This window comes from Rhodococcus sp. NPDC056743 (assembly GCF_042790355.1).
Lineage (GTDB): Bacteria > Actinomycetota > Actinomycetes > Mycobacteriales > Mycobacteriaceae > Rhodococcus_F.
The window spans coordinates 360,919-382,429 of the sequence record NZ_JBHTZI010000005.1; the positions used below are offsets into that span (position 1 = coordinate 360,919).

A 21,511-nucleotide genomic window follows, 5' to 3' on the forward strand; every position below is an offset into this window, starting at 1 on the left:
GATCACGAGGGCACCTCGATGGCGGGCAGCGCACCCACGTGCATGGCGCAGTCCCGTATCGGCTGTGCCGCTGCGAGTTTGGCGAAACCGGCGAAGGCGAGCACCACTGCGATCAGGGCGGGCACGGTCGTGGAGACTGTGGAAGCCGGACCGTTCACGGGTGCTCCTCGACACGCCACGCCAGCGGGTATCCGTCGAGCACCGATTTCACTCCGGCAGCATCGCCGTCGGATTCCAGGGTGACGGCGACAATCACGTCGCCGTCCTCGACCAGACCGGCAACATCTACGACGCCCGCGACATGGTCGAGTACACGAGCGGCCACTTGGCCCGTGGCATCGGCACGCAAGGCGAGTTTGTACGGCTTGCCGACGTCGGTTACCGGAAGTGCGTCGACGACGGTGACCGACTTCGGTGCCGCAGCTGCTTCGATTACCTTTCCGGCCGACCAGTCGAGGAGAGATTGTTCGGTCACTGTGCTATCCGATGTAAGCGTGACGTACGCGACCGGGACTTCGCCGGAGTGGATATCCGGGCACGCCACTGCTGCCGCGCCTGTCACGTCGGGATGCGCGAGGAGCGCGTCCTCGATCACGGCCGGGTCGATGTTGTGCCCACCTCGAATGATCACATCTTTTGCGCGACCAGTCAGATACACGAAACCGTCGCGATCGACCTGTCCGAGATCACCGGTGTCGAGCCAGCCGTCGACAAGGGCGCCCAGCCCGTCAAGTACATATCCGTCGGGCCCTCGGTCGATTACGTAGCCGGCGAACACCGTTGGTCCGCTGATTGCAATGTTGCCGGTCTCGCCGGCAGGAAGATCAGTCCAGGCGCCGCCCGCATCGATGCGCACCGCTTTGATGCGCTGGTAGGGCATACGCTGCCCGACTGCACCCGGGCGAGGAGAGTCAAAGAAGCTACGAGCACTGGCGCAGGTCGCCTCGGTGAGCCCGTAGCCTTCGATCAGTGGGACACCGGTGTGCGATTCGAATGCGGATCGCGTCGCGGCGGGCAGCGTCGATGCGCCGACCATACACATGCGCAGACTGGAGATGTCGGCGTCGACCGGGCAGTGGGCGAGTACCGCGTACACCGTCGGTACCGCGCTCATCGTGGTGATCCGGTAGTTCTCGACGATCTTCCAAAATTGTCCGTACAGTGCCGGATCGCGGTAACCGAGGGGACCTGCCCACACCACAGTTTGCCCGCGCAGAAGTGGTGCAAGAACCGTCACGACAAGGGCATTGACATGAAAGAGGGGCAGCGCGGCGAAGATTCGGGAGTCCTCGTCGAGCATGGAGTTGGCCGCCATCATCCATGCGTTGGAGACTTCGTTGAAGTGGGTATGCGCGGCGAGTTTTGGTGTGCCCGTGGTACCTCCGGTATGGAACAGCGCAGCAAGGTCGTCTCGGCCAGGGGCGGTGCCGGTAAATCCGGCGTCGTCGAATCCGACTGCGGCGTCGGTCAGATAGGCAACTCGGACTCCGTCGATTGTCCCCAGATCCGGCGAGTCGGTCACACCCGTAGGGCGCAGAACGAACAACGTATCGACGGCTCCGGATTCGGCAATGTCACACGCTGTTGCCCAGGCACGCGGATCGAGTTCGGGGCCGGCGGCAATCAAGGTGCGTGCGGCGGAGCGTCGGAGCAGCTCGCGAATGTGGCTGGGGGACAGGCCTGGGTTGATGGGTGCGGCCACCCCTGCCAGCTGAGCGGACAACGTGGCCGCGACCAGTTCGGCACAGTTGGTGGATAACAGTGCCACGGCATCGATACGTCGAATGCCATTGTAATGCAGTAAGTTTGCCGTTCGGTGAACATCAGCGAGCAACTCGGCATTGGTGCAGGAGGAACTTTCTCTCCATCGCGTCGCATCGGGCAGGCATAGCAACGCTGGGCGTTCGGGCCACAGGTCGGCTGCGCGGGCGAGTAGTTGATAGGTGGACTGAGGAAGCCGGCGGTCCTCGATCGGAATCGTTTCGATGTCGGTGAGATCATCGGGATGGCTGTAAGTCGGCCACAGTGAAGAGTGGGTCATCGGGTGTACCTCACTCGTGTGCGCTGAATCCCGAGGTCGAGTTTCCCGTCCTCGGTTGCCGCGGACAATTCGAGAATGTCGCCGTCCTTCAAGTATTTGGGGTTCTTCGCCTGGGCCTTGAAGAAGCTCTTCCACTTCAGTGCAGGCGGTAGGAGAGAGCCGATGATCTCGATGGGCTTGGGCGGGGCGGCCAGAGCAGTGCCACCGGGTGTGCCGGTCAGAATGAGGTCGCCGGCATCGAGTCGCTGGAACTTCGTCAGTGTCTGCAGTGCCTGCACGGGACGGTAGATCATGTCCGTTCCGATCGTCATATCTTGGCGAACCTGCCCGTTGACCCGTAAGACCAGGCGCAAGTCGGTGAAGCGCGAGAAGTCTCCCTCGTCGAGCACCACAAGTGCGGGGCCGACAGGGGTGAACGTGGGATAGGACTTCGCTTCGTAGAACTGAGTTTTCGGCAATTGGACGTCACGCGCGGAGACGTCGTTTGTGATGACCAGTCCGGCGACGAAATTGGCGACGTTGTCATCGGTGATGGCTGTCCCCACCGGGACCGGCCGACCGAGCACGAGGCCGATTTCGATTTCGTAGTCGAGTAGTCTCACGTGCTCGGGCTTGACCACGTCGTCGAACGGTCCGTTGATGGACCCGGAGGCTTTCCGGAAGAACGTCAGTGGCACCGTCTCGGGATTCATTCCCGAGTCCTTCACGTGGGAAGCGTAATTGGTCATCTGGGCTACCACTCGGCAGGGAGCGGTGACGGGGGAGATCAAGTCGAGGGTTTCGACGGGGACAACCTCGCCGACGGTCATGGCGGCGTCGATCGCCGCGCGGTCACGGAGAAGTTCGGCAGTGGTGGTGGCCGCAGTGTCGACTCTGGCGGCACCGGCCGATGTTTGCACCCACCAGCTGTCAGTGGTGCGAAGGACGGAAATGCTCATGAGGATGCAACTTTCAGTAGGCCACGAAGGCGTTGGGTATCGAATTCGTTGTCCCCGCGGAGAGCGGAGACCATCGCACGGAGTTCGTATAAGGCGTCACGTCCGGGGGCGAGGCCGAGGAAGTCCTTTGTTGCCGGAGGGCCCCACTGGACGAGCCCTGAAGCGCTCATCGGTGCCCATCCAGGTTCGAGTGTGCAGTCGAACAGATCGCCGTCGCTGAAGTGCTCGACGAGGAAACCGTCGGGGTCACGCCAGTAGTCGAAAATCTGGCTTCCCTGGATGTGTCGGCCGATACCCCAGGATCGACGGTATCCGTGAGCGAGAAGATGTTCGCCACCTGCCGCTATGGCATCGAGGTCGCTGACTTGGTAGGCGGAATGGACGTACCGGTTGGAAGGGCCGAGTGTCAGCGCGAGGGTGTGGTGGTCGGAGGGTTCGGACCCCCTGTCGCAACGGATGAAGCTCATGACCGGCCCGCGTTCGCGTTGACCGGGGTAGTACAGAAAGTCGCTGACAATTAGACCCAGGTGCCGGAGGTACCAGTTCAGGGTCTCGAGGTATCTGGTGCTTTGCAGGACGACGTGACCGAGACGCTGGACACGCGCCGGTTCCCGGGGCGGTCGTTGAGTGCTGTTCGTGCGAGCTACCCGGTGCCCGAAGTTGAACGAGTGTGGTTGCTGCACTTGAAGTTCCGAAAGAGCATGCATGCCTGAAACCACCTGCACCGGCGTTCCGCTCGGATCGGTGAGGTCAACCGCAATGCCACCCACGGCATCGGAGAGCGGACGGACCGTGTGACCCGTCGACTCCGCAAGGCGCAGAACGTCTGCGGTATCCGCAGCCGCAAACGCGGCGCCGACAAAGGATGATCGCTCCCCTCTTCTGATGACTACGCACGGCGCCCCGGCATCGGCGCCGCGCAGGTACAACTCGCGTTGCGTGCGGAGGGTGGTCGAGAAACCGAAGACCGTGGCGAATGCCTCTGCCGCGGCGAGGTCCGGTTTCTCGAATTCCAGCCAAGCCAGATCGCGGACCTTGATGACCGGATTTGACGCACGTCCAGGGTGTTCGCCCCGGAGGGCAGGTTGATCACTGTGTAAGTCGGTATGTGTACCGGGCCAGACATGCATGTGTGCTGCTCCTCACTTTATGACGATATCGTCACTTACGAACAAACCGTCAGTCAAGGGTTTTGACGAAATCGTCAGAATTGAGGTGGAAATGCTAAGTTGGGGGAGTTGCGTTGAGGAATACGGAGACATGTCATGGCCGAAGTTGTTGGCGACGGGGCGAGTCGCCTCGAACGACGCAAAGCGCGCACGCGAACGGCGCTGGTCCGGGCTGCGCAGTCCTTTATCGCGGAGGGCAAGCTCAACGTCCCCGTCCTCGAGATCACCCAGGCGGCAGACGTGGGGATGGGGTCCTTCTACAACCACTTCGAGAGCAAGGAACAACTCTTCCAGGCTGCCGTCGACGACGCGTTCGAAGCTCATGGCAACCTGCTCGATCGGCTCACCGGGGACATTGATGATCCCGCCGAGGTCTTTGCTCATGCCTTCAGGCTGACTGGGAGACTGCACCGGATCGAGCCTGAACTCTGCCGCGTCCTCCTCGCTCACGGATCAGCACTGATCACGTCGGATCAGGGGCTGGCGCCTCGCGCATTGCGTGATATTGAATCAGCAACTGCTGCAGGGCGTTTCACTGTCGCTGATCCTCAGGTTGCGCTTGCTCTCGCTGCCGGCGCAGCGGTCGGACTCGGACAACTACTGCACGATCAACCCGAGCGTGACGATGCGGAAGCGACGGATCGGATGACGGAGGACATTCTTCGTGCATTCGGTCTTCCGGCCGAGGAGGCTCATCGCATCTGTCAGCTTCCACTTCCAGATCTGTCCAGTGTCGCTTCGCTTGGGTCGGTAGCCTGAGGCGTTCAATCGGTTAGAAATGCCGGAACCCCACTGGCATCGTCTTCACGATTTTCGAAGCCCTTGCCTAACGTGGGCGAAACCTTTTGAGGAAGAGGCTATTTGGAGGCCTCAAGGTGGTGAAAATGCATGGACGTAGGGGTGATCGGCAGACTGGACGCACAAGATGAAAGGCGTCGGTGTCTCTCCGGTTCCCGGTGATATTCGGTGGCGAAGCTAGTTACCTCCGTTGTCTGTCGAATGGCGAGGTGTTGAGGGTGCGCTTTCGACGCGTTGTTGCGGGCCTGCAATCGACACAACTCTCGGAGTCCGGAGGTAGGGTCCGGTTAATGTGCGGCGCAACAACAACATTCACGCTGTGACACCCACCTGGCGATTACGGCGGCCAAGTAGCCAGATTAACCGGGTGTGACGCAACCCCCGCCTGCCCTGTCGCAACAGACTTGATATTGATGAATCTGTTTTAGGCGCCGGAGATCGCGGATCGGGTCAATTGTCGATCATGCTGCAGCGCAGCGGAACTCGAAGGTGGTTGACCCACCGTTCAACCTGATTCACCGTGCGGTCGCTTCCTGAATGCCGGACGAAAGTCCAATGCCTGTCCATAGTCTCGACGAACGGCGATTACCTACGGCGCCGAGGGCAGACTCGCTAGTCTTCCAACGACCTACAGCCAATTCGGTTGAGAAAGTGAATGGTCGTGGATCTACCAACCGATTTTCGTCAATGACCCGCCGTCGACGGGCAGGCTGACGCCAGTAACGAAACCCGCCTCATCGGACGCCAGGAACAACGCCGAGTTTGCGACATCCCATCCGGTGGCGGTGTACCCCTGCAAAGGAATGAGTGCGTTTCGTTCTGCAACAAGCTCGTCGCGTGTCTTGCCAGTTCTTTGTGCCCGAACGTCCACAGCAACCGCAGTGTCGATCCGGCCAGGGAGTATTGAATTGGCCCGAATTCCGTACGGAGCATTGCGCATCGCAAATTGCTGTGTGAAGGCGATCATCCCAGCTTTACTTGTGCGATATGCGACGTAAGAGGTGCTCGTCTCTACCGCGGACATCGAGGATACATTGATCAGGACACCCGACCTCTGTTCACGCATGATGGGCTCGACGAACTTGGCGACCATGATGCAACCACGGAGGTTTATGGCGTTTACAGCGTCGAAGGTATCTTCAGTCATCGTTTCAAGTGGCTGATCATTGCCTAACGCATTCACCCCGACGTTGTAATGGAGAATGTCGATACGACCCCATTTCGCCACAGCTGCATCCACCGCAGATCGAAGAGATTCGGCGTCTCGAACGTCGGACTGATGAGCAGCTCCACGTGAGTCGTCGATGCCCGCCATGGTCAGGGTTTCGCGAGCACTGTCAAGGTTGCGGTCGACGGAGAATATCGAAGCACCTTCTTGAGCGAATCGGATAGCCGTGGCTCGACCATTGCCTATGGCTTCACCAGGGCTTTGTCCAGCGCCTATTATCAGCGCGACCTTGTTTTCGAGCCGTCCCATCTTGCGCCTCCAACTAGAGTTCGTAGGGTGTGTCGACCTGAGTGCGCGTTGTCGTTTCGCAAATTCAGGCACCCGCGGGCATGTTATATGTACATCATATCGTACATGCGTACAGAATTAAGTACGAGAGCTATTCATCTTGGCGTCCTGTAGGCGAGTCTGCGTTTCGTCCTCTTTGTTGACAGAGGTCGAGGGTATAGCGAGCGCCGCTAAGGATCCGATCGCGACTGCGATGCCGAGAACAGCGAAACCCACCACATATTGCGATTCAGTTGGAATTCCGGACTTCGCAGTAACAATGCTAGCCATCGTTGCCGCACCCACCGCACCACCGATGGTCCGAATATTTGCATTCATTCCACTTGCCATTCCGCTGCTGCCCTGCGGCACAGCGCCCACCACAACATTCGACATCGCGGAGAACGCCAAGCCAAGCCCAATTCCAACCAGCGACATCGCCAGATAGATCCCCAGCTCGGTGGAATGACAAAACGCGATCAAAAAATACCCGATCGAACTTATCGAGGATCCGATGACGATCAGTGCACGCGCACCTATCAGATCGGACAACCGCCCCGAGAAAAGACCGAGGATGAACATCCCGACACTGAGCGGCAGCAGCATCAATCCGGCGTCGGTAACCGACGCACCGAAACCGTATCCTGCGGATGGCGGGGTTTGCAGAAATTGCGGCACGAAGCCGAATGCCGCATACATGCCCACGCCCATGAGCAGCGCTACGATGTTGGCCGACCATACGCTGCGAAGTCTCATGATCGTCATGTCGATCAAGGGTGTGGGTGATCGAATTTCTCGGACTATCCACGCAGCTGTCAAGACGATCGCAACTATGAACAAGGTGATCGGCCAGGGTGAGAGCCAGCCTGTGCGCGGCCCTTCTGACAATGCAAGGAGTAGCGCGGTCAACCAGCCGGCCAGCAGAGCTGCAGCGACCCAATTTACCGAACTTGGGTCGCGCACTGTCGACCGAGGAACAACGAACACTGCTACACAAAGTGTGGCGATTACAACCAGCATCGGAACCCAGAACAGCCAACTTTCTCCCAGAGTCGCGGAGATCGGCCCAGCCAAGACAAGTCCCACTCCCGCGCCGGCAGCACTCAGCGCTGCTATCAATCCAACTGCGCCAGCAACTTTCGGGCGCGGGTAGATGTCTCGGATGATTCCGAAAGCGAGTGGCAGCACTCCACCACCGATCCCCTGGACAACACGCCCTGCGAGCATCACGGGAAGAGAAGTGGCTAGCGCAGCAATTGCGGAGCCGACAGACAAAGCGATCAGAGCGAGTACGTACAGAAGTTTCTTTCCGTATATGTCGCCCAGTCGACCCATGATGGGAGTGAATATCGACGCAGAGAGAAGATAGCCAGTCAGTATCCATGTTGCCGAATTAGCTGTGGTGTCCAGCCTGACTGCCAGTTCATTGAGAACCGGCATCACAAGCGACTGAAGCAGTGCATACGCACCGACACCGACGGACAGTGTTGCAAACGCCAAGGTGCGGCGGTGACGTTCTGGTGGACGCATACAACCCTTCGATTCAGATTTCCTCTATCGGGTTCGATTGACCGATGCAGTAAGGGCGGTCCGATAAAGCGTCGAAGCCCAGTCTGTGGGTAAGTGAGACGTCTACCGCCGGATCGCGATTGTGGGGCCTGGCTGTATCGCAGCCAGGCCCCACAAACGGACTTGCAGGTAGTGCAGCGCCGGGTTCGGCGTTGGGGATCCGGCGGTCGACCGGCCCGATCCTGTTAGACCGAGGCTCGCCACTGAGGGTCGTCGGCGGTGCTCATGGACTTTTCATTGTGGCCAGGTTCTTCGTTATAGGTGACCAGATCGATTCCAGTTCGATCCTTGATCGACAACATCGCGATCAAGGAGATCACCATGATCGTCAATGCGACGGCGACCAGAGCGATGTCACCAGCAGCGGCTGTCAGTGCCGTTGCCACGAAGGGAGCAGGAGCCGAGAAGATCAGGTTCGAGAATGTGATCGACAATGCGGAACCCGAGAAGCGAACCTCGGTGGGGAACTGCTCGGCGAACAATGCGGCTTGCGCACCGTTGGCGAACTGATTTGAGCAGATAGCGAATGTAGCTGCAGCACCGATCACCAGGACGTTCTTGGTAGACATCAGGAGGAAGAACAGTGTGAGGCCGATGGCGCATCCCGCAAGGGCGATGATGACGGTCTTCTGGCGACCGATCTTGTCACTGACCCATCCGCCGGCGATACATGCGGGGATTGCGGCGGCGCTTGCGACGACCAACACCAGGAATGTTGTGCTGCTTGAGAAACCGGCTTCGGACTTCATGACACTCAAGCCGTAGACGAGCACGAGGTAGAAGGTGATGAGAATGCCACCCCAGGCAAGTGCCAACCTCAGGATGTAACCGGGGTGGGTCATCACTACGCGGAGGCCGGAGTTGCGCTTAGGCTCGACAGATTCGGTGACAGAGTCGTCGACGGCTTGGAATGCCGGCGTCTCGGTGAGCTTGAGTCGCATGTAGACAGCCACTGCGACGAGCGCGATGCTGGCGAGGAACGGTACGCGCCATCCCCAGGACTGCCACTGCTGTTCGCTCAGGGTCGTTGTCAGGAGGAGCAGGGCCAAGTTTGCGACGACCTGGCTGACTGTGGCACCGACGTTGACGAAAGATCCCATCAACCCGCGTCGGTGCGGATCCGAATGTTCCATGACCATGAGCTGGTTGCCGGTAGCTTCACCTCCGAGGGAGAAGCCCTGCAGGAATCGAAGCCCCACCAGAATCGCCGCGATGGCGAACCCCTTGCCCGTGGGGAGTAGTCCGATGGCGATGGAGGAAAGAGCCATGATCATCAGCGTGATGAACAAGACGGGGCGTCGTCCGATTCGGTCGCCGAGGTAACCGAAAGTGATCGCGCCCAGTGGCCGAGCAACGAAACCGACGCCGAAGGTGGCGAACGATGCGAGCAGTGCGCCGGACTCCCCCAGATCGCTGAAGAACAGTTGCGGGAACAGGGTGGCGGACAATGCGCCATACACTGTGAAGTCGAAGTATTCGAGCGACTGACCGACTGCGCCACTGGCCGCGGCACGCTTCTGCATGCCGGGGTCCCTGACCGTGTGTGGTCCGGATGGTGGGTTTGCGCGCCCACCTGAGGCTTGCGTTGTCATTGGGTGGCTCCTGCGTTGAAGTGTAGGGAGTTCGTGCGGCAGGCGGCTGAAACGCCATCGACGTACCGTATTACGAATATTTGTACGGTATTACGTCCAACTCGGTGTGTCAAGGATCTCATTATGAGCATCTTTGCAGCACACCTCGGACGCTCTATTAGATGCCCTGAGCTGCGGCTCAGTAAAACTCAAGGGTGGTACGACACCCGCGGCTTTGGCAACTCTATCTTGTACGTATATACGTATAGACCGCTGCATGCAATGGTGATGCGCACAGCGGCCTATACGACTCGTCAGTTGATATGCCGGTTCGTTTAAGTCACTCAGCCGACACTGGCCGGGATCTCGCTCTTCGTGTGGTAATCGCTGAGGTCTGCTTCCTGTGTCAGCTTCCAGTAGTCGGTGGTACGCCAGGGACTATTTGCGACGACGCGGCCACGCGAATTCCGGTAGTAGGTGCTCATGCCGGGGTGGGTCCAAATCATTCGACTGTGCATGTCGACCATGAGCTCGTTGTACCGCGTGCACACGTCCTCGCGGCATTCCACTTCCGTAGTGCCGGACTCGAACATCTTCTCGAGTACAGAAAGGATGTAGTTGACCTGGCATTCGACGACGAAGATGAAGCTTCCGCCGTGTCCGAGGGCAGTGTTCGGCCCGTAGAGCATGAAGAAGTTCGGAAACTGCGGTGTTACAGTGCCGAGATAGGCTTGGGGATCGTCGTCGTTCCACGCGTCGCGGATCGAAACACCTTCCCGGCCATAAACATTCACCGGCGCGAGGAACCGCGCTACGTCGAAACCGCTGGCAACGATGATGATGTCGAAGTCGTGATGATCACCGTTGCGCAGTCGGATGCCGTTTTCGTCCACGCTCCCGATCGGGGAATCGACCAGTTCGACATTGGGCCGGGTCAATGTGCGGAACCATTGGTTGTCCAGCAACATGCGCTTGCCGTACGGCGGGAAGTCCGGAATGACTTTCGGTGCCAGGTCCTGACGGTCGCCCAGTTCTTTTTCGATATAGCGGGTGAAGAATCTGCGGTGTCCGTCGTTGATCGCGTTGAGGGAACGATCGGGATCGTGCCACTCCGGGTCAACTTTGAGAGATTCATAGACCTTGCTGTCGAAGAGCCAGCTCAACCTCAGTCGGTACCACCATTCGTACAGAGGCACTTCGGAGAACATGAACCGCACCGGATCCGGAATTGCCTTCTTGAACTTGGGGAAGGGGGCGGCCCATTGCTTGGAGCGTTGGAAGATCGTCAGGCTCGATACGTCGTCGACAATCGCAGGGACGAGCTGCATAGCGCTCGCGCCGTTCCCGATCACGGCAACCCGCTTGCCCGTAAGGTCGACAGATTCGTCCCATTGGGCGGTGTGCAGCACCTGTCCCTGGAAGGTGTTGAATCCGTCGATGGCGGGCCACTTGGGAGTGCCGAACGCACCCACTGCGGAGATCACCACGTTGGATTCGAGACGATCGGTGGATCCGTCGGCGAATTCGAGGTCCGTGCACCACCGCTGCGCAGACTCGTCGTACCGAGTTGCGCTGACGTGGGATCGGAAGCGGATGTGCTCGTAGATGCCGAAACTATCCGCCACGCTACGGAAATAGTTCTCGATCTCGGGCTTCTTGCCGAAGTAATGCTTCCAATCCCCCTGCGCGAACGAATACGAGTACAGGTGACTGGGAGTGTCCACACCACATCCGGGGTACTTGTTCTGCCGCCACACGCCCCCGACGTCTTCACCCTTCTCCACGATCACGAACGGAACGCCGGCTTCTTTTAGTCGCACGGCAGCACAGATACCCGCCATCCCTGCCCCGATGATGACGACGGAGAATCCCTCGGGCACCGGATGAGTTACGGGATTGGTTTCATAGCCGGAGTAGGAATCCATTTTTGCGGCCATGAACGGGCCGTAGTCCGACGGTATGGACTCTCCTACCGAGATGCTCATCATGCGAACGAGCTGGTCGGCCGATGGCTGCGGAATGGCTACCGGACGCCCTGCGCGCCAGGCGACGATGGCATCGAATGCGGCAGTGCGGATTTCGTCTTGCAACTCCGGGGCCAATCCTCCGGAATCGTTTTCGTCGATGCCCTTGCAGCGCGTGGGCAGGAAGGGTGGAGCGAGATATCGCTCGTCACCGGTGAGTTGGACGTAGAGGACTTGCAATGTAGGTACGTTCGCTTCGGCGATCGCAACTCTCAACGCCGATTCGAAATCGACATCGGACTCGTTCACGAGTGCTTCAACCACTGTGTAGCTCTCCCTTCGTGCACCCCTGAATCGAGACGGGGGTTCTGGCCGCCGAGCCGGGCACGACTTTGATTTTGTACGTAATTCGGAACATCTGTACGTTATGCTGAATATGAAATTGTGTCAACGGTCACCGCGATGCGATTGAGGATTTCAACCGAACATGGAAGGCCACATCATGGCGTTATCCGAAGCAGATCATCCCTTGCTGGTGGAGGATGAATCGATGGAGTCGGGCGTCGTCCGCGTCCTGACGTTGAACCGGCCGTCGAAGCGAAATGCGATCGACACCAACCTTTTTCGGCATCTCTACACGCAACTGCTGGCGGCGAATTCAGACAGTGCAGTACGGGCGGTCGTACTGGCGGGAACCGGGCCCCACTTTTGCGGCGGCGGCGATCTGAAAGAGTTTCTCGGGTTGCCGGACGCCCGCGACCGTATGATCGCGCGCGCGCACCTTCTGGCGTCGGTGCAGCAACTAATGCCGACGATGTCAATACCGGTTGTGGCTGCAGTGCAGGGTGCAGCACTCGGTGCCGGCGCCGCACTTGCCCTCGGAGTCGATGTCACCGTCGCAGGCTCGGATCTGGCAATCGGTTATCCGGAACTCATGGACGGTGTAGTTCCGGCGTTGGTGATGACGCAGCCGGTGCATCAACTCAGTAGGAAGATCGCATTCGAAATGATTACTGCGGGAAGGCGACTCGGGGCAGGCGAGGCCGAACGGCATGGCTTGATCAACAGGGTTGTCGGTCCAGCACAGGTTCGGGCAAGTGCGCTCGAGACAGCCAAGCTCTGGGCAGATGTGGACCGACGGACACTGGCCCGCGCCAAGAAACTCTTCTACCGCCTCGTCGAACTCCCGCACACCGCGGCAATTGATACAGGACTCGACACTACTGCTGCTACTTGGCAACCATGGCAGTCGCAGCGTCAACTCAATGAGATCAGCACCTGAGTGCAGCTGACCCCCACCAGTACGCGATGACAAAGTATCAGCGCTGGTGGGGGTCAGCTGCTACTCGTCAGCTCCGTCAGAGGTTTCTGCCCCACCCGTCGACGGATTCCGGTGTGCGTGGTGCCGGGCCGGTGTAAATGGCGGCCGGGCGAACCAGCTTGCCGAGGCGCTTCTGCTCGAGGATGTGCGCGCACCAGCCAGCGGTGCGACCACAGGTGAACATGGCCGGCATCATGTGCGCGGGAACCTCGGCGAAGTCCAGGATGACGGCAGCCCAGAACTCGACGTTGGTCTCGATCGCGCGATCGGGACGACGCTCACGCAGTTCGGCGAGTGCAGCCTGCTCGAGCGCTGCGGCAGCCTCGTAGCGGGGAGCATTGAGGCGCTTGGCGGTGGCGCGGAGCACGCGTGCACGGGGATCTTCGGCGCGGTAGACGCGGTGCCCGAAGCCCATGAGCTTTTCCTTGCGGTCGAGGATTCCCTTGACCAGTGCGCGGGCGTCGCCGGTCTTCTCGGTCTCTTCGATCATCGGGAGCACGCGGGCCGGTGCGCCGCCGTGCAGCGGGCCGGACATCGCGCCGATGGCGCCGGAGAGGGATGCCGCGACGTCGGCGCCGGTGGAGGCGATGACTCGGGCGGTGAAGGTGGAGGCGTTCATGCCGTGCTCGGCTGCCGAGACCCAGTACGCGTCGATTGCTTCGACGTGGGCCGGATCGGGCTCACCCTTCCAACGGACCATGAAGCGTTCGGTGACGGTCTTGGCTTCGTCGATGCGCTTCTGTGGCACTGCCGGCTGGTAGATGCCGCGGGCGGACTGCGCGACGTACGACAGGGCCATGACGGACGCGCGGGCGAGCTGATCGCGGGCGGTGTCGTCGTCGATGTCGAGGAGTGGCTCGTATCCCCAGATGGGTGCCAGCATCGCCAGTCCGGCTTGGACGTCGACGCGGACGTCGCCGGTGTGGATGGGGAGGGGGAACGGCTCGGCCGGCGGCAGGCCGGGGCCGAATCGGCCGTCGACGAGTAGTGCCCAGACGTTGCCGAAGGTTACCTTCTGGCCGACCAGGTCTTCGATGTCGACGCCGCGGTAGCGCAGTGCGCCGCCGTCCTTGTCAGGTTCGGCGATATCGCTGGTGAAGGCGACAACGCCTTCGAGACCACTGATGAAATCTTCGGGTACCTGCCGGATGCGGGGGTCCGTGACGATTGTCGCGGCAGAGGGCATGTGTGAATCCTTCGCATAAGATCGGACATATCGGAACACTGACGAAGAATCGTCAGCGACGAGTTAATGCGACCGGGTGCAGCTACGAACGAGTACGCCTTCGCCCCGTGGAGACCTGTGCTTCGTACCCGTACTTAGTGCCGTTCGACACCTCGTCGTCAGGAGTTGTCGATAGTCAGTAGGTCGAGTACGCGTACGCCGGCGTAGCGAGACTTGCGGCGGTCCAGCGCAGCGCGCATTCCGTCTTCCACGACCAGCTCCCAGAAGCCGCCGACCGATTCGGTGCTGTGCGCGATCGTGTCCAGCTCGGCTGCACGCAACAACGTGGTGTGAATACCGGCAGTATCCCATGCTGTGTTCAGCGCATGCTTGACCACCTGGAGCATCTCCGTGGGCATTAGCGCAATCCGTTCGGCAATCGAGCGAACCCGGGCACCCAGGGCGTCTTCGGGCAGGCTCGCGGTGATCAAGCCCCATTCTGCGGCTTCGGCCCCGGAGAATATGTCGCCGCTGAGGGTGAGCAGTTTGGCGCGATGAGGTCCGATGAGCCAAGACCAGAGTGGAAGGAGCATCGTGATTCCGAGGTCCCGTACGTTCGGAACTCCGATCGATGCGGTGTCAGCGGCAATCGAGAGGTCACTTGCGATCATCAGGTCGGTGCCACCGGCCAGACAATGGCCTCGTACTTCGGCGATAGTCACGACCGGGTGCTCGCGATAAGCACTCATGAAATTGGTGACGCCGACCAAACGGGCACGATCCTCGACAACCGACGATGGCCGCATGACGCCAGGGTCGAGGCGATACCCCGAGCTGAAGGCGCGCGCGTCACCGCGCACGATTGCAACACGCCCGCCTTGCTCGTGAACTCGATCCAGGCTGTAAAGAATCGATTGCCGCATCTGACTCGACAGCGCGTTGAGATCACCGGGAGAGCTCAACGTCACCTGCCATACCCCGTCGGAGATTTCTTTCTCGACGGTCGAACTCTGGAATGAATCACTCATTGCCCTTACCTGCTTTCTCGAGACCGGATTGCGTGGTCGTCATGTGGCTGATCCATGCGCTGGAAATCGAATGGGAGTGGCCGATGGCGAGTGCCGGCTGGGGGAATCTCGTTGCGTCACCGGTGCCAAACCTGACCTAATGTTCATAATTAGGTATATGCGTACGGTATAACGAAGACGTAAACGCGTCAACAAGCAGTGATGCGACGGTTACGGACGCAGGCGCGCCATCGTTGCCGCTCTGTCGATTCATACTTCGCGTCGACGTTGGGCGGTATCTTTCAAGAATTCGGTGAGGTCGGTAGGGTTCTTGACACTCGATGTTGTCCCTAATAACGTATGGATGTTCACTATTGTGACTTGTGGCACGGCGAGATGGACCGCTGTTCTACATCGCAACGCTGACACCGCGAGAGGATCACCGTCTTCGACTTCCGCGGGGATGATGCGCAGCCCGATCGCACGAACACGTGCGTGTCAGGTGCGCCTTGATCGAGCTGAGGAGCCGAGATGACAGACCTATCCTTCGATAATGCCGACACCGCACAACAGATCGCAGAAGTCGTGGCGCACGGAGAAATTCGGAAGGTACTGACCGCGTACTGCCAGGGTGTAGACCGGCGCGACTGGCAGAAAGTGTTGAACTGCTACCACGATGACGCGTACGACTCTCATGGGCCGTTCGCAGGAACCCGTGACGAGCTGGTTCGCTGGCTCGAGATCAACCATCAACACGTCAGCTACTGCATGCACCAGATCAGCAACGTCACCATCGACATTTCGCCGTCGGATCCTCTGCTGGCTCGATCGGAGACATACTGCATCAGCCACAAGACCGTCACCTCCGCCAAGAACGACCCATATTTCCATGGGCTTGGGCTCGAGGGTGAGATCCGCCGCACGATCGCCTGCCGATACATCGACACCTTCGAGAATCGACCCGAAGTAGGGTGGCGGATCCTCCGCCGCGAGGTCGTCTTGGAATGGATGCGGCGAGAACCATCCGAGCTGTACGTACCCTTGGATCCGGCATTGGCGAGCTCGCATCGGGACAAGTCCGACCTTCTGTACGCCCCCCTCGCAACGCGCCCCGTCCGCTGACGGATTCGGTTATTTCTCCACTATCCAGCCCCCCTAGAGGAGAGTCGATGCTCGAAACGACGTCCGCTACCCAGAGATTCGAATTTCCTGTGGCCGTAGGTAGTTCGGTAGACGCGATATTCGCTGGTTATTTCCATCCCGCGACAACACCGATCCGGCGAGCAGTGCTGCAGGTCGTCGTCCACGGAGTGTCATACGATCACCGATACTGGGATGCGGGCGTCGTCAACGACCGCGATTACTCCTACGTCCGATACATGACTGCACAGGGGTTCGACGTGCTGGCCGTGGATCTTCCAGGCGTGGGAACGAGTTCGAAGCCCAACGGGTACGATTTTTCGCTCGACGGCGTTGCCCACGCGTTGAGCTCACTCGTCGTGAGCCTCAAGCAGTCGGGCAACGTGACCGGACACAATTTCGACCGCGTGACATTGGTCGGGCACTCGATGGGATCGACGATCGGCGTGTACGCAGAAGCGAACTGGCCGGCCGCCGACGCTCTGATCGTCACTGCTACAGGCTATTACTCGGATCGAGAGACCTCGGGCTGGGCGCCTGGGGTACGAGAGAAATTGCTCGAAGCCGACTATGCACTTGTTCACCCCGAGTTGCGACTGATGTTCTACCATCCGGGCGCGGCTGACCCTGCCGCGATTGCCTACGACAACCATGTACTGCGCAGCGCTACCCCGAGCGGTCTGTGGTCGGATTGCATCGCGCTGCGGGACGACCCGAAATGCGGTGTCGGCCAGGTCCATTGCCCGGTGTACGTGCAGCTCGGCGAATTTGACCCGGTGATGTACGGGCGTTATGCACAGCAGGAAGCGCAATGCTACGTAGGATCGAGGGAAGTTGTGGTCGAACAGATCGACGGCATCGGCCATTCGTTCAATCTGCACCACGAACGGGTACGAAGCTGGCATGCGATCTGCGACTATCTTGATTCCCGCCTGGCGTAGAGGCGCTCGAGTCCGCTTCCTCCGACAGTCGGGGTCGCCCCGCACAGCGACGGGAGAAGGGGCGGCCTGCGTACCGGCGGAACCGCGAAACGATCGCTATCGATACCATGTCGAAGTACTTGAACGATGTGCGCTCAGGCAATGACTTGCCTGAGCGCACTTGTTTCGATGCCGTCCCCGATGGCAGGTGCCGCCTAGCTGCAGGATGACCGACGCGTCTTGTTGATCATTGAGAATTTCTTCGCAGAGCACTGCATACGATTGAACGGCGCCGGCGAAATTCGTCAGACAGAGTCGGGGGCGAGGTGGGGAATGAATGCCGCTTTCTTCCTGCGCCGAGGATGATGTGACGTGTGACCGATATCCGCGCAGCACACGGATCCGATCGGGGATCTAGTGATTGTCGATATGGTCGTGTTCGTCGGGTACGACGTGGGTTCCGGAGATTCGGTCGATGACCAGGGCCGAAGCGTCAACTTCTGCACCGTAGCCCAGTTCATTGACATGAGTTTGATACAGGTCACGAGTGAGGTTGCCGAAGAATAGAGGGGTGCTGGACGCGGCACCCAGTTCGGATGCGAGCCGCAAATCCTTCAGCAGCAGTCCCAGCGTGAAACCCGGGGCAAGTTGGCCCTCGATCACCCGAGGCGCGAATTTTTCCAAGAACACGTTGCGTCCGCCCCCCGAAGTCAGTATTTCGATCGCTTTCGCGGGGTCGAGTCCGTTCTTGGCTGCAAGCGCGATGCCTTCGAGGCTGAGCAGCCGTTGAGCGCCGGAGATGAGATTGTTCACCAACTTGATGACCTGACCGGCACCGACATCACCCGCATGAAAGACGTTGGAGCTCACGTCGGCGAGGACAGGACTGATCCGGTCGAAGTCGGGTCGAGGCGCTCCGACCATGATGGCAATCGTCCCGGCTTGCGCGCCGCGCCACCCGCCGCTGACAGGCGCATCGATCAGCGAGACGCCCTGTTTTGCCAGAATTTCGGCCATTTCACGGGTTGCGTTGGGATCACCGGTGGTCTGGTCGACGAGAAGAGTCCCCGGGTGGAGTTTCTCGGTGAAGTCGGGGTCGAGAATGACGCTGCGCACGTGATCGGAGGTGGGCAGGCACAGAAAGATGGTCGTGCATTCGGCGGCCAGATCGCTGGAGTGCGCTCTGGCCTGAGCGCCAGCTGCGACCAGGCGATCCACAGCCTGTTGGTCATGATCGTTGACGAGAAGGGGGTGCGAAAGTTGCAGTCGCTCTGCAAGAGCGCCGCCCATGCTGCCTAGACCGATATATCCGATGGACACGGCGTGCTCCTTTGTCGAGGTCGATTCGAGAAGATGTCGGGGTGTGCTGGTCATGCGAGGTTGCGGGTCGAGAATCACAACCGCTGAAATGCCGGTGTTCGTTTATCCCGCCAGGCTTGCACGCCTTCATGAAAGTCGGACGTTGTCATCAGCGGCTTCTGCTCGGCACGTTCGCGCCGCAGTGCCTCTGCGATGATGTCGCTGGTCACGTCGGAGCGCAGCGCGCGCCGTGAGGCGGCCACAGCTAGGGGGGCCGAGAGTGCAATCTCCGTCGCGAAAGCCAATGCAGCGTCGTCTAGTTCGGCGTCGTCGACCATACGATCGGACAACCCAGCCATCACCGCTGCCTGACCTCCGACTCGAGAGCTTGCGTACAGCATCTCCGAGGCTTTCTGGGGGCCTACCAGACGTCGCAAGGTCACCGAAAGGGCGAACCCTTCGCTGACTCCGATGCGGTTGAAATTGGCCAGAAAATAGGCGGACGGGGTCGTGATCCGGAAGTCGGCCACTAAGGCGAGTCCCAGACCGCCGCCGATGGCCGCACCGCCGACGGCGGCGACGATGGGCAACGTCTGTGCAAAGAGTCGGGGCACGATGTCGTAGACGTGCCGTCCGGCTTGTTCATCTTCTCGTCCAACGAAATCGGCACCTGCGCAGAAGTGTCGGCTGGTCGTCCGTAAGACCACAGCGCGTGCTCCTGCGGCGGGAAGTTCTTCCAGTCGTGTTGCGAGAGTGTCGATCAGGTCGTAGTCGAAGTAGTTGTTTCGTCCGCGGGTGAACGTCACTACCGCGACCCCTGAGTCGTGAATGTCGACGTCCACGCCGTCGTCGATGGGCTGTGCCGAGATGCGTTCGCTCATGGTGCGCGTTCGACCTCCGTTTCAGTAGTGATGGGGATGCAGGGGCTGTCATCGAGTTCATCGTGGGAGCCACCTCGACGACAGTGTGGTGCAAGACTCCGGCCGTATGAGAAAGCCGCGTGTCCTTCAGAAGCGTTCGGGCGCAGCAGTTACCGCGTGCCGGTCCTGGCCAACGAAAGTCCACGGCAAGCCCGTGATGCGGTAGCGGCCGAGATCAGTGCTGGTGACGTGTTGGAACAATCCGGTACTGCGTAGGAACTCGTCTCGCGCCAGATCATGGGCGGTGTACACCGGTGAGACTGCAACTCCGGCGTCGATCAAGGAGTCCACGAAGTCGGCAGGTAGATCGTCCTTGACCAGCTCGATCAATTGACCGCGCCGGGGGATCTCTGGCAGAGTCCGGCCGGTCAGCCCCTCGAATGTTGCGATGTCGGTGGCGTCGTTCAAGGTGACGGCCAGTAACTGTTGTGACTGCGATACTTCGACGAAGAAATCGAGTGTTTCCACGTTGCGATATACGTCGGCCAGGTCTTCGTCGATGATGTCGGTCAACTGAGCTGCGGTCAGTTCCGCCATCGAGATGTCGACCGCTGTGGTGGAGTGGTGCTCCGCCGCCAATGACCAGGCCAGCACCCAAGCGGCAACAGCAGCACTGGTAAGTGGATCCGCCCACGGTGTACCCATATCGCCCATCTCGTCCCGTGCATCACGCGTGGCAGCAACAAGACCGGCAAAGGCGTGGATGTTGTGTCCGTAGGCGCGATAGCCGGACCATTCGCCGGTGCCGCCGAAACCGCTCGAGGAGATGCCGAGGAGGGGATGACCGGTGGCGAGAACACTTGCCGAATCCACACCGACGACCCTCGCGCGGCGGGGAGTCAGATTGTGTAGTACGACGTCGAATCGTTTTGTGTCCAGTTCAGCGTCCGCGTTATTGAATCTCACGTCGAGTGTGGTTTTGCAGAAGTTCAGTTGGTTGAAATATGAGCTTCTGTTCAATCCCGGTGTGCCCGGGTAGAAGGGACCGCGACGACGGTAGATATCGAGCCGGTCTGGATCTTCGAGCTTACTCACCTGCGCCCCCATTGCGCCGAGCCACGCCGCAGCGAGCGGAACTGCCAGCACATGTCCAGCGTCGAGGATCTTCAGATCGGACAGTGTCTTCGATTTTGCTACCGATTCGGACGGCACCTGTGTGACCTCCGCGGGCAGGAGGTACGGGTTCTCACCGCGTAGTTCGATCGATCGTCCCTGACGTTGCGCCCTCTCCACGAAGGAAGCAACGGTGTTTACCGCGGTGCATGGCACACCGGCGCGCTGAAGAATGCCTTCGCATTCTTCTATTGTTCGGCTCGAAGTCCATTCTGCGAGTCGGGTATTGACGTAGTCGGAATGGTCGCGAGCATCTTCTAATGTCGGGACCGAATCCATCAGAGGGGCCAGTGCGGTTGCGAATGCCCGCCACTGATGATCCTCGAGTGCAAGCACGTAGACCGCACCGTCGAGGCAGTCGTAGAAGCCTGAGGGAGCGCCATATCGGGCGCTGCCGCCTTCCTCGGGGCTCTCTCCTAATGCGTGGGCCATCTCGAGAGCCAGACCGGTGGCGACCACTGCGCCCTGTCCGGCTACATCGACATGTACTGGCTTACCGTCTGCCTGAAAGGAGTGCAGGGCGTGCAGCGCAGACACCGCTACGACGTAGCCGATCAACTTCGACGCGAGCTTTCCCGGCGTAACTGTCGGAGCCCACTGAGCTCCGATGCGCGAGTGCCCGAGAATGCCGCCGGCAGCAAGAAGGGTCAGCTCGGACGCTGGAACATCGGCGCGCGAGCTTTCGAGCCCGTAGGCGCTCGCGGTAACCCACACCGATCGATTCTTTGTAGCGACGTCGGCGAGATACTGTGCTGCTGTTCTGTTCGCCGAATAACCTCTGCCCCGAATACGGTCGGCCAGAACGATATCGGCAGCATCGACCGCTGTATCCGTAGACACGTCGGCCCCGAGCTGTTCGAGCACCCTGTGCGCGACATCGAGGGTAGGCGAGGAATCTAGAAGGCGGACACGCACGTGTGAGAGCCACGGCAAACTATTGAGATCCTTGACTGAGGGGGCTGCGGTGGTCGTCAATCCTGACGTCATGATCGGGATCCTTCTCTACGCGTTGACATCGCCCACAGACCGTCCGGCGACAATGGCTTTGAATCGAGTTGTCCAGCGCTTGTACGTTGTGACG

General features: G+C 60.0%; 17 protein-coding genes. 4 read left to right on the forward strand and 13 right to left on the reverse strand.

The features are described 5' to 3' along the window. Positions 1-2 precede the first annotated feature (2 nt). From ACFRFQ_RS13905 to ACFRFQ_RS13920, 4 genes are read right to left on the reverse strand one after another with little or no spacing between them, the layout of a single operon-like run. Positions 3-158 (reverse strand): hypothetical protein, encoded by a 156-nt coding sequence (locus tag ACFRFQ_RS13905; protein ID WP_378658297.1) that lies wholly within the window; start codon positions 156-158, stop codon positions 3-5. Then, positions 155-2,041, reverse strand: coding sequence for an acyl-CoA synthetase (locus tag ACFRFQ_RS13910; RefSeq protein ID WP_378658300.1), 1,887 nt, complete (start codon positions 2,039-2,041; stop codon positions 155-157). The genes ACFRFQ_RS13905 and ACFRFQ_RS13910 overlap by 4 nt, the downstream gene beginning before the upstream one ends. Continuing rightward, on the reverse strand, positions 2,038-2,979 hold the full coding sequence (locus ACFRFQ_RS13915; protein ID WP_378658303.1) for a fumarylacetoacetate hydrolase family protein: 942 nt from the start codon (positions 2,977-2,979) through the stop codon (positions 2,038-2,040). The genes ACFRFQ_RS13910 and ACFRFQ_RS13915 overlap by 4 nt, the downstream gene beginning before the upstream one ends. Next, positions 2,976-4,109 carry a VOC family protein gene (locus ACFRFQ_RS13920; protein ID WP_378658306.1) on the reverse strand — a complete coding sequence of 378 codons (1,134 nt, stop codon included), beginning with the start codon at positions 4,107-4,109 and terminating at the stop codon, positions 2,976-2,978. Before ACFRFQ_RS13920 ends, ACFRFQ_RS13915 begins: the two co-directional genes overlap by 4 nt. A gap of 135 nt (positions 4,110-4,244) precedes the next feature. Between ACFRFQ_RS13920 and ACFRFQ_RS13925 the strand changes: the two genes are divergently transcribed. Next, positions 4,245-4,907, forward strand: coding sequence for a TetR/AcrR family transcriptional regulator (locus ACFRFQ_RS13925; protein ID WP_378658309.1), 663 nt, complete (start codon positions 4,245-4,247; stop codon positions 4,905-4,907). 706 nt (positions 4,908-5,613) lie between these two features. On the opposite strand, the gene ACFRFQ_RS13930 is transcribed toward ACFRFQ_RS13925, so the two are convergent. From ACFRFQ_RS13930 to ACFRFQ_RS13945, 4 genes are all read right to left on the reverse strand, one after another. Then, positions 5,614-6,495: an SDR family NAD(P)-dependent oxidoreductase gene (locus tag ACFRFQ_RS13930; protein ID WP_378658312.1), complete on the reverse strand. Its 882-nt coding sequence runs from the start codon at positions 6,493-6,495 to the stop codon at positions 5,614-5,616. 45 nt (positions 6,496-6,540) lie between these two features. After that, positions 6,541-7,971, reverse strand: coding sequence for an MFS transporter (locus tag ACFRFQ_RS13935; RefSeq protein ID WP_378658315.1), 1,431 nt, complete (start codon positions 7,969-7,971; stop codon positions 6,541-6,543). A 224-nt stretch (positions 7,972-8,195) separates the two neighbouring features. After that, complete coding sequence (locus tag ACFRFQ_RS13940) at positions 8,196-9,602, reverse strand: MFS transporter (protein ID WP_378658318.1); 1,407 nt, start codon at positions 9,600-9,602, stop codon at positions 8,196-8,198. Positions 9,603-9,925: 323 nt separating this feature from the next. Next, positions 9,926-11,869 carry a flavin-containing monooxygenase gene (locus ACFRFQ_RS13945; RefSeq protein WP_378658320.1) on the reverse strand — a complete coding sequence of 648 codons (1,944 nt, stop codon included), beginning with the start codon at positions 11,867-11,869 and terminating at the stop codon, positions 9,926-9,928. 163 nt (positions 11,870-12,032) lie between these two features. Here ACFRFQ_RS13945 and ACFRFQ_RS13950 point away from each other — a divergent pair, with 163 nt between their 5' ends. After that, positions 12,033-12,827, forward strand: coding sequence for an enoyl-CoA hydratase/isomerase family protein (locus ACFRFQ_RS13950; protein ID WP_378658322.1), 795 nt, complete (start codon positions 12,033-12,035; stop codon positions 12,825-12,827). A gap of 76 nt (positions 12,828-12,903) precedes the next feature. On the opposite strand, the gene ACFRFQ_RS13955 is transcribed toward ACFRFQ_RS13950, so the two are convergent. Beyond that, positions 12,904-14,052: a citrate synthase 2 gene (locus ACFRFQ_RS13955; RefSeq protein ID WP_378658325.1), complete on the reverse strand. Its 1,149-nt coding sequence runs from the start codon at positions 14,050-14,052 to the stop codon at positions 12,904-12,906. A gap of 158 nt (positions 14,053-14,210) precedes the next feature. Then, positions 14,211-15,059, reverse strand: coding sequence for an enoyl-CoA hydratase/isomerase family protein (locus ACFRFQ_RS13960; protein WP_378658327.1), 849 nt, complete (start codon positions 15,057-15,059; stop codon positions 14,211-14,213). A gap of 510 nt (positions 15,060-15,569) precedes the next feature. Between ACFRFQ_RS13960 and ACFRFQ_RS13965 the strand changes: the two genes are divergently transcribed. After that, a complete protein-coding gene (locus ACFRFQ_RS13965; RefSeq protein WP_378658329.1) occupies positions 15,570-16,160 on the forward strand; it encodes a nuclear transport factor 2 family protein in 591 nt (196 codons plus the stop codon). 47 nt (positions 16,161-16,207) lie between these two features. Next, positions 16,208-17,119 carry an alpha/beta hydrolase gene (locus ACFRFQ_RS13970; RefSeq protein WP_378658332.1) on the forward strand — a complete coding sequence of 304 codons (912 nt, stop codon included), beginning with the start codon at positions 16,208-16,210 and terminating at the stop codon, positions 17,117-17,119. A gap of 393 nt (positions 17,120-17,512) precedes the next feature. Here the strand turns inward: ACFRFQ_RS13970 and ACFRFQ_RS13975 are convergent, their stop codons facing one another. The 3 genes from ACFRFQ_RS13975 to ACFRFQ_RS13985 all read right to left on the reverse strand — a co-directional run bounded on the left by ACFRFQ_RS13975 (position 17,513) and on the right by ACFRFQ_RS13985 (position 21,417). Beyond that, on the reverse strand, positions 17,513-18,418 hold the full coding sequence (locus ACFRFQ_RS13975) for an NAD(P)-dependent oxidoreductase (RefSeq protein WP_378658334.1): 906 nt from the start codon (positions 18,416-18,418) through the stop codon (positions 17,513-17,515). A 74-nt stretch (positions 18,419-18,492) separates the two neighbouring features. Further along, the gene (locus ACFRFQ_RS13980; protein WP_378658337.1) at positions 18,493-19,278 is read right to left on the reverse strand and encodes an enoyl-CoA hydratase/isomerase family protein; all 786 of its coding nucleotides are present in this window, start codon (positions 19,276-19,278) and stop codon (positions 18,493-18,495) included. A 126-nt stretch (positions 19,279-19,404) separates the two neighbouring features. Continuing rightward, the gene (locus ACFRFQ_RS13985) at positions 19,405-21,417 is read right to left on the reverse strand and encodes a CoA transferase (protein ID WP_378658339.1); all 2,013 of its coding nucleotides are present in this window, start codon (positions 21,415-21,417) and stop codon (positions 19,405-19,407) included. Between the last annotated feature and the right edge of the window lie 94 nt (positions 21,418-21,511).